This window comes from Streptomyces purpurogeneiscleroticus (genome assembly GCF_020024005.1).
Classification (GTDB): domain Bacteria; phylum Actinomycetota; class Actinomycetes; order Streptomycetales; family Streptomycetaceae; genus Streptomyces; species Streptomyces purpurogeneiscleroticus.
Genome location: NZ_NHSG01000075.1, coordinates 1 through 7850 on the forward strand (window position 1 = coordinate 1; position 7850 = coordinate 7850).

The window sequence follows — 7850 nt, forward strand, 5'->3', positions numbered from 1 at the left end:
GTGAGGACGGCGTCGAGCGCGGGCGGCAGCAGTCCGGTCAGCTCGGCGTCGTCATCGGCGCGGGCGAGTCCGCGCCAGACGGCAGGCCGGTCGCGGACGAGGAGGAGGACGGCTCCGACGTGCCGCAGGGCCGTGGCGGCGCCGGCCGGGTGGCCCGCGACCTGCTGCCACACCCGCTCGCGCAGCGGCACTTCGGCGAGCTTGCCCTGCTCGCGCAGCCACTGCTCGACGGCGGTCAGCGCGAAGGCGGGGCTCGACTCCGTGCCCCCGATGGGCCGGGGGAAGTCGGCGTGCCGGCGGCGCCAGTTGCTGACCGCGGCCCGGCCCACGCCGGCCAGGCGCGCGATACCCGCGGCGGTCACCTCCGCCGCGACCGCGGCTTCCACCGCGGTCTGCGCTGGGGTCTCCGGTGTTGCGTTCTCCGGCACCTGACTGGCTCCCGTCCGATCGCTCCGTCGCGTCTGTCGCCTGTGTCAGCGAGCATACCCACGACACAGCCCCAAACCCCTTCACGCCGTGAATTAATACTTTCCCGTGAACCGTGTTGACTCGGTTCACAGCCTCTGCTGTTATTGAGCCATCGAGACACCAGCTCCACCCTTTCTCGATGTTCTTCTCGTTCTTCTCGTTCTTCTCCTCTCTCTTTCTTCAGGTCGATTCGTCAGAACCGATCGAGACTCCCGGAAGGGACCCACAGCCATGTCCCAGCAGATGCAGTTCCCGCCCGGCGCCCCGGTTCCGACGGGCGCCCCGGCTCCGCAGGCCGCTCGCAACGGCCTGGGCATCGCGGCCCTCGTGCTCGGCGTGATCGGCGCTCTGTCCGGGCTGATACCGCTGATGTTCTGGTTCGCCGGCACGCTCGGCCTGCTGGCCCTGATCTTCGGCCTGGTCGGCCGGGGCCGCGCCAAGCGCGGTCAGGCCACCAATAAGGGGGTCGCGCTGGCGGGTGCGCTGCTGGGCATCGCCTCGCTGATCCTGTCGGTGGTCGGCGCGGTGATCACCTTCACCGCGGTCAAGGACACGGTCGACGAGATCAACAAGTCGCTGGAGACCTCCACCGCGCAGCCCAAGAGCGGCGGTTCGGAGGGTGAGGACGCGGCCGGCACGGGCGGCGACTCGAAGGACGCGGAGGGCGAGGCGCTGCACGCGGGCGACACCGCCGAGTACGACACGGGTCTGAGCGTCACGGTGTCCAAGGCGACGGCGTACAACGTCGGCGAGTTCGCCGTCGGCCACAAGGAGGGCCAGAAGGCTTACAAGTTCACGGTGCAGCTGGAGAACAAGGGCAAGGAGAAGTTCGACAGCACCCTGACCCTGGTCGAGGCGCGCGCCGGCAAGGACGGCAAGGCCGCGGAGCAGATATTCGACGGCACGGTCGGCGAGGGCTTCAACGGCAAGATCCTGCCGGGCAAGAGCGCGAGCGTGGAGTTCGCCTTCGACACCCCGGCGGGGGCGAAGAACCTCGACGTCGAGGTGTCGCCGGGCCTGGAGCACGAGGCGTCCCAGTGGGACCTGGGTCTGTGACCTGCCCTGACCACCGGCGCCGTGCCCGGCCGGCCGTCACAGGCCGACGGGCACGGCCGCCGTCCCCCGCGCTGCCCGGCCTGCCGGCCGGCGCGGAAGCGGGACGGGGGGCTTCGGTCCGCCAGTAAGTGCGGAAGCGGGACCGGAGCCTCGGTCGGCTAGTTCGCGTGGAAGCGGGGCGGGGCCTCGGTCGGGTTGCCGCCTGCGGGGAGCCGCTCGGACGGGCAGGTGTTCAGCACCTTCCGCATCGCCTCCTTCTCCGCGCGCGTCACCCACAGGCCGTACTTCTTCTTCACCGCGACCTGCTGGGCGATGTAGTCGCAGCGGTAGCCCTTGTTGGCCGGCAGCCAGGTGGCCGCGTCACCGTCGCTCTTCTGACGGTTGGCGGAGGCACCGACCGCGATGAGGTTCAGCGGATCGTTGGCCAGCGCGATCCGCTTGCCGGCCGGCCACTGCTGGGCGCCCTTCTGCCAGGCGTCCGACAGGGCCACGACGTGGTCGATGTCCACGAGGCTGCTGCCGCGCCGGAAGATCACCCGCTGCCCGGTGTAGGGGTCCTTCGCCAGTTCGCCCGAGGACACCTTGCAGTCTCCGTCCTGGTACTGCACCTGCGTCAGGTCGCGCTTGAGGATGTCCTCGCGGGTCGGGCAGCTGTTGCTGTCGGTGTCGGCCCAGGCGGTGCCGAAGCGGTCCCGCTCGTATCCGGTCTTCGGGGCCCTGCCCTTGACCGTGAGCGAGCCGAGCGCCGCGAGGGCACTGCCCGGTTCGCCCGTCGCCGTGGGAACGTCCGGGCTCCGCTTGCCGTCTCCTTGAGTACTGCCGCCGGACAGGTCGCAGCCGGCCAGGACGAGGGTCGCGGCCAGGGCCGTCGCGGAGAGCGCGGCACGGCGTACGGGAAGCGCGGACCGTATCAAGGGGGATGTCCAATCTTCGGTTGCATGGCCGTGGGCAAGCGGCCGGGGCGGGTGGCCGCCCCTTGGTGACCGTACGTCGCGTCGGCCACCTTGTATGACGGGGCGTCCGATTCGATGGTTTCGAGTACCTTTTCGGAAGCTGAGACAGCAGAGCAAGTACAGGGCCAGGCGAGCGAGGAAGAGTAAGGATCCGCATGGATACGGCCGCAGCAACCGCGACGGACGAGGCCGGCGCACGGACCCCGGCCGCGGCCGAGGGCCGTACCGGAAGCGGGCCGGGCCGCCTCCGTGTCCGGGCCGCCGCGCTGCGCGCCCCGCGGCTGGATCCGTACTGGACGGCCGCCGTCCTCTTCGCCCTGTTCGCCACGGTGTCCGTGCAGCGGTACCGCACCATGGGCACGATCTCCTGGGACCTCGGGATATTCGAGCAGGTGGTGCGGACCTACGCGCATCTCCAGGCACCCGTCGCCGACCTCAAGGGCCCCGGCGCGAACATCCTCGGCGACCACTTCAGTCCGGTACTCGCCCTGCTCGCCCCGCTCTACCGGCTGCTGCCCTCCCCGGTGACCCTGCTCGTCGCGCAGGCCGCGCTCTTCGCGCTGTCCGCCGTGCCCGTCACCCGGTGCGCGGCCCGGCTGCTCGGCCGCCGTGCCGGGCTCGCCATCGGCGTGGCGTACGGGCTGTCCTGGGGGCTGCAGCGCGCGGTCGACTTCGACTTCCACGAGATCGCGTTCGCACTGCCGATGATCGCCTTCTCGCTGGAGGCGGTGATCCGCAGGCGCTGGACCGCCGCGGTGTGCTGGGCGGCCCCGCTGGTCCTGGTCAAGGAGGACCTGGGGGTGACCGCTGCGGCCATCGGCGTGATCGTCCTGATCCGGGCCCGGCGGGCAGTGCCCGCGGCCGTCACGCTGGTCCTCCTCGGCCTCGCCGCCACCGCCCTCACCCTCACCGTGATCATCCCCGCCTTCAACGGCGCCGGCTCGTACGACTACTGGACCAAGCTCAGCGGTGACGGCGGCCCGGCGCCGCTCATCCCCGTGGACACGGCCGTCCGTACGCTGCTGTGGACCCTGCTGCCCACCACCGGGCTGCTGGCCCTGCGTTCACCGCTGCTGCTCGCCGCGGTGCCGACCATCGGCTGGCGCTTCGTCTCGCACGACGACCACTACTGGGGCACCGACTGGCACTACAGCGCCGTCCTGATGCCCGTGGTCTTCCTCGCGCTGGTCGACGCGGTGCCCCGGTTCCGTACGAGCGGCCGCCCCTGGCTGCGCAGTTACGCCGTGCACATCCCGGCGGCGGCGCTCGCCGCGGCCCTCGCGCTGACCACGACGCTCCCGCTGGCGCGGCTCACCGAAGCGGCCACCTACCGGACGCCACCCGCCGTCCCCCAGGCCGAGGCGCTGCTGAACAGGGTCCCCGACGGCGCGACCGTCGAGGCCGACGTCCGGCCCATCAGCCGGCTCACCGGCCGTACGACGGTGTACTGGATAGGCGACACCCGCGGCATCGCCCCGGACTACATCGCCGTCCAGCTCCGCGACGGCCGGACCACGCCGCAGGCCCTCGTGGACGCCGGCCGCCGCCATCCCGGCGCGGTGTACGTACCGGACGGCGAAGCCGGCGGCCTCACGCTCCTCAAGCGCGCCACGAAGGACTGAGGCGCGGCGGGACCCCGAGGCCCCGCCCGCACCCCGTCACCACCCCAGTACCGAAGTCACGACCCCAGTACCGAAGTCAGGAACTCACCCACCCAGGCCAGCAGTTCGCGGCCGACCAGCGGCTTGCCGCCGATCTTGCCCGTGGCCGGGCGGGGGACCAGGACCTGGTGGGTGGCGGGCTTGATGACCGTACGCGGGTACAGCCGCTTCAGCCGCAGCTCCTGGGACTCGCGCAGCTCGACCGGGCCGAAGCGGATGTTGGAGCCCTGCAGCGTGATGTCGGTGACGCCGCAGGCGCGGGCGAGCATCCGCAGGCCCGCAACCAGCAGGAGGTTCTCCACCGGCTCGGGGAGCTTGCCGTAGCGGTCGGTCAGCTCCTCGCGTACCGAGGCGATGTCCTCCTCGGTGTTGGCGGCGGCGATCGCACGGTACGCCTGCAGGCGCAGGCGCTCGCCGGGGGCGTAGTCGTGCGGGACGTGCGCGTCCACCGGCAGCTCGATCTTGACCTCCAGCGGCGGCTCCTCCTCCACGCCGCCTTCCAGCGAGGCGCGGTAGTCCGCCACGGCCTCGCCGACCATGCGGACGTACAGGTCGAAGCCGACGCCCGCGATATGGCCCGACTGCTCGCCGCCGAGGAGGTTGCCCGCGCCGCGGATCTCCAGGTCCTTCATCGCGACGTACATGCCGGCGCCCATCTCCGTGTGCTGCGCGATGGTGGCCAGGCGTTCGTGCGCGGTCTCCGTCAGGGGCTTCTCGGGCGGGTAGAGGAAGTAGGCGTAGCCGCGCTCGCGGCCACGGCCGACCCGGCCGCGCAGCTGGTGGAGCTGGGAGAGGCCGAAGTTGTCGCCTCGTTCGACGATCAGCGTGTTGGCGTTGGAGATGTCGATGCCGGACTCGACGATGGTCGTGGCGACCAGCACGTCGGACTTCTTCTCCCAGAAGTCGACCACGACCTGTTCGAGCGCGGACTCCGACATCTGGCCGTGGGCGGTGGTGATGCGCGCCTCGGGGACGATCTCACGGAGGCGGGCCGCGGCCCGGTCGATGGACTCCACACGGTTGTGGATGTAGAAGACCTGGCCCTCGCGGAGCAGTTCGCGGCGGATGGCGGCGCCGATCTGCTTCTCCTCGTACGGACCGACGAAGGTCAGGACCGGGTGCCGCTCCTCGGGCGGGGTGGTGATCGTCGACATCTCGCGGATGCCCGTCACCGCCATCTCCAAAGTCCGCGGAATCGGCGTCGCGGACATCGTCAGGACATCCACGTTGGCGCGCAGCTTCTTCAGCTGCTCCTTGTGCTCGACACCGAAGCGCTGCTCCTCGTCGACGATGACCAGGCCCAGGTCCTTGAACTTGGTCTCGGAGGAGAACAGCCGGTGGGTGCCGATGACGATGTCGACCGAGCCGTCCTTGAGCCCCTCCAGGGTGGCCTTGGACTCGGTCTCTGTCTGGAAGCGGGAGAGGGCGCGGACGTTGACGGGGAACTGACCGTAGCGCTCGGTGAAGGTGCCGAAGTGCTGCTGCACGAGCAGCGTCGTCGGGACCAGGACGGCGACCTGCTTGCCGTCCTGCACGGCCTTGAAGGCGGCGCGCACCGCGATCTCGGTCTTGCCGTAGCCGACGTCGCCGCAGATCAGCCGGTCCATCGGGACCGACTTCTCCATGTCCTCCTTGACCTCGGCGATGGTGGTGAGCTGGTCGGGCGTCTCCGCATACGGGAACGCGTCCTCCAGCTCGCGCTGCCAGGGGGTGTCCGGCCCGAACGTGTGGCCGGGCGCCGCCATCCGCGCCGAGTACAGCTTGATCAGATCGGCCGCGATCTCCTTGACGGCCTTCTTCGCGCGCGCCTTGGTCTTGGTCCAGTCGGCGCCGCCGAGGCGGTGCAGCGTCGGGGCCTCGCCGCCGACGTACTTGGTGACCTGCTCCAGCTGGTCGGTGGGGATGTACAGGCGGTCGCCGGGCTGGCCGCGCTTGGCGGGCGCGTACTCGACGAGGAGGTACTCGCGGGTGGCGCCCTGGACCGTGCGCTGCACCATTTCGATGTACCGGCCCACGCCGTGCTGTTCGTGCACGATGTAGTCGCCCGCTTCGAGGGTCAGCGGGTCGATGGTCTTGCGGCGGCGGGCCGGCATCCGGGTGGCGTCCTTGCCGGCCGCCTTCTGGCCCGAGAGGTCGGTCTCGGTGAGCACCGCGAGCTTCAGCGCCGGGTCGACGAAGCCGTTGTCGATCGAGCCGCAGGAGACGTGCACGAGGGACGGCGAGATCTCCGCGAGGTCCGGGTCCAGGCGGGCCGCGATGCCCTCGCCGCCGAGCACCTCGACCGTACGGGCCGCGGGGCCGTGGCCCTCCGTGAGATAGACCGTGCGCCAGCCGTCGGCCAGCCACTGCTTGGTGTCGGCGAGCGCGCGCTGGGTGTCGCCTCTGTACGTCTCGGGGGCATGCATGCCGAGCTTGAGCGTGTCGCCGTCCACCTCGGCCGCCTCGTCGGCGGCGAACTGGGAGACCGACCACCACATCATGCCCAGCTCACGGGCGCGGTCCCGGACGTCCGCGATGCCCCACAGGGAGGCCGCGCCGACATCGATGGGGGCTTCCCCACCGCCGGCCGTGGCAGCCCAGCTGGCCTGGAGGAATTCCTGACTGGTGGCGACCAGGTCGGCGGCGCGCGTCCGCACCCGCTCCGGGTCGCAGACCACCGCCATGGAGCCCGCCGGCAGCACGTCCAGCAGCAGCTCCATCTCGTCCACGAGGACCGGCGCGAGGGACTCCATGCCCTCCACGGCGATGCCCTCGGCGATCTTGCCGAGCAGCTCGCCCAGCTCCGGGTGCTCCTCGGCGAGGGCCGCGGCCCGCTCCCGTACGGAGGCGGTGAGCAGCAGCTCACGGCAGGGCGGCGCCCACAGGCCGTGCGTGGCGATCTCCAGGGAGCGCTGGTCGGCGACCTTGAAGTACCGGATCTCCTCGACGTCGTCGCCCCAGAACTCGATCCGCAGCGGGTGTTCCTCGGTGGGCGGGAAGACGTCCAGGATGCCGCCGCGGACCGCGAACTCGCCGCGCTTCTCGACCAGTTCCACGCGGCTGTACGCGGCGGCCGCCAGGCCGTCCACGATCTCGCCGAGGTCGGCGCTCTCGCCGCTGCGCAGCGCGACGGGCTCCAGGTCGCCCAGCCCCTTGACCTGCGGCTGCAGCACGGACCGCACGGGGGCGACCACGACCGAGACCGGGCCGGTCGCCGGGTCGTCCTTGCTGGGGTGGGCGAGCCGGCGCAGCACGGCGAGGCGGCGGCCGACGGTGTCCGAACGGGGCGAGAGGCGCTCGTGCGGCAGGGTCTCCCAGGAGGGGTACTCCACGACGCTGTCCTCGGGGAGCAGCGAGCGCAGCGCGGCGGCCAGGTCCTCGGCCTCCCGGCCGGTCGCGGTGACCGCCAGCACCGGGCGCTGGGCGTCCCGGGCCAGCGCGGCGACGGCGAAGGGGCGGGCGGCCGGCGGGCCGACCAGGTCCACGTGGCGGCGGTGCCCGTCGGTGGCGGCCTCGACCGCTTCGGCCAGCGCCGGGTCCCGTACGACGGCGTCGAGCAGTCCTGTCAGGCTCATGAAAAGGCTTCCGTCCCAGGGAGTCGGACAACGCGAACGACCGGCCGCTTCTGTACCGCGGGCTGGGCGCGACGCACGGGGCGTACGTGACGCCGGCAGCCGGTGCGCGGTGAGCGGGCCGGGGTTTCCCAGGGTACGCCCGCCCGCTGACAGCCACC

4 protein-coding genes and 1 pseudogene are annotated in these 7850 nt (G+C 71.6%); 2 read left to right on the forward strand and 3 right to left on the reverse strand.

Going from position 1 to position 7850, the window contains the following annotated elements; translation table 11 throughout:
- Positions 1-428 (reverse strand): annotated as a pseudogene (locus CCS38_RS02305) (SAM-dependent methyltransferase); the annotation flags it as partial.
- Positions 429-699: 271 nt separating this feature from the next.
- Here CCS38_RS02305 and CCS38_RS02310 point away from each other — a divergent pair.
- Positions 700-1524, forward strand: coding sequence for a DUF4190 domain-containing protein (locus tag CCS38_RS02310; RefSeq protein ID WP_223731493.1), 825 nt, complete (start codon positions 700-702; stop codon positions 1522-1524).
- 158 nt (positions 1525-1682) lie between these two features.
- Here CCS38_RS02310 and CCS38_RS02315 read toward each other — a convergent pair whose 3' ends face one another.
- Positions 1683-2438, reverse strand: a complete 756-nt coding sequence (locus tag CCS38_RS02315) for an HNH endonuclease family protein (protein WP_223731494.1) — start codon at positions 2436-2438, stop codon at positions 1683-1685.
- Between the two features lie 194 nt (positions 2439-2632).
- On the opposite strand from CCS38_RS02315, the gene CCS38_RS02320 reads away from it, so the two are divergent.
- Positions 2633-4099 (forward strand): DUF2079 domain-containing protein, encoded by a 1467-nt coding sequence (locus CCS38_RS02320; protein ID WP_223731495.1) that lies wholly within the window; start codon positions 2633-2635, stop codon positions 4097-4099.
- Positions 4100-4155: 56 nt separating this feature from the next.
- On the opposite strand, the gene mfd is transcribed toward CCS38_RS02320, so the two are convergent.
- Positions 4156-7692, reverse strand: coding sequence for a transcription-repair coupling factor (mfd, locus tag CCS38_RS02325; protein ID WP_223731496.1), 3537 nt, complete (start codon positions 7690-7692; stop codon positions 4156-4158).
- Between the last annotated feature and the right edge of the window lie 158 nt (positions 7693-7850).